1 protein-coding gene is annotated in these 443 nt (G+C 67.5%); it reads left to right on the forward strand.

Annotated features, from left to right (window positions below):
- Positions 1-77: 77 nt before the first annotated feature.
- A partial coding sequence (locus DIE08_RS35300; protein WP_148096105.1) for a class I SAM-dependent methyltransferase occupies positions 78-443 on the forward strand: 366 nt, incomplete at its 3' end.

Raw genomic sequence — 443 nt, forward strand, 5'->3', positions numbered from 1 at the left:
TTGTTGCGTCGCCGCCTTCGAAAAGGTTGGCGTAGATCGACGCGGTGAAGGGTGGATCGTCGAGTCAAGGAGATGACATGGCAAAGCAACGTGCGGATCAGGTGGGTGACTGGAATGGTCAAAGCGGGGAGCGCTGGGTCGCCAACCAGGCCCGGCTCGACGCTCTGGTGGCGGTGTTCGGCCAGGCCGCGATAGAAGCCGCCGCGCCCGCGACGGGCGAGCGCGTGCTAGACATCGGCTGCGGCGCGGGCGCGTCGACTCTGGCTCTGGCAGTCCGCGTCGGCGCGGGGGGCCAAGTGCTGGGCGTGGACATATCCGAACCGCTGATCGACCGAGCGCGCGCGCTTGCGCGACACGATACGCCGACCCTGTTTCAGGTGGCCGACGCCAGCAGCGCAGAGCTGCCCGAGGGCGCGTTCGATATCCTGTTCTCGCGTTTCGGC

Origin of the sequence: Burkholderia sp. Bp9004, assembly GCF_003858025.1 — a bacterium.
In the GTDB taxonomy this organism is placed as follows: Bacteria; Pseudomonadota; Gammaproteobacteria; order Burkholderiales; family Burkholderiaceae; genus Burkholderia; species Burkholderia diffusa.